Here is a 570-nt window from a genome sequence, read left to right on the forward strand (position 1 = left end):
GCGAGTACTCATGTGTTGCATGTTGTATGAGAATCCGACCGCGACACCCGCGGGCGACACGACCCTGACCCCGCGTTCCCTAAACGACGCTCTTCCCATCTGTCGCCGTCGACCAGCGCGGACGGGGCCCGAGGGAACCCAAGGGTCTGGCGTTAGGGCGCGAGCACCGCCCCTTCCACGCCCTCCTGCGCGTCCACCGCCAGCATCCGGTGCCCATCGCGAACCGGCAGCCAGGGGGTTCCGGCGGAAAAGCCGGCATTCGACAGTTCTCTTTCCCAGACCATCGGCGTCCGGCACCCGTCACGTCCGGCGAAGGCTGGCCAGAAGCGGATGCCGTATGGGTCGCGCAATTCTTCGAAGGCAAGCTCCGCCTCCGGCAGACCGAGCTCCCCTCCCTGATAAAGGCAGATGGTGCCCCGCAGGCTGGCAAGCAGCGAAATCGCAAGCTTCGCCACGGGCTCCCGGTCGGCCTCACGCAGCGCGAATCGGGTGACAGGACGCACGACGTCGTGATTGGAAAAGGGCCAAGAGACCCAGGAGTACGGCACGCACGGACGGAAAGTCTCGAGG

General features: G+C 66.0%; 1 pseudogene. It reads right to left on the reverse strand.

Features of this window, described 5'->3' with window-relative positions:
- Positions 1–155 precede the first annotated feature (155 nt).
- Positions 156–570, reverse strand: a pseudogene (locus A4A58_RS20145) (alpha-amylase family glycosyl hydrolase); the annotation flags it as partial.

This window comes from Tardiphaga robiniae (assembly GCF_001618955.1).
In the GTDB taxonomy this organism is placed as follows: Bacteria; Pseudomonadota; Alphaproteobacteria; order Rhizobiales; family Xanthobacteraceae; genus Tardiphaga; species Tardiphaga robiniae_A.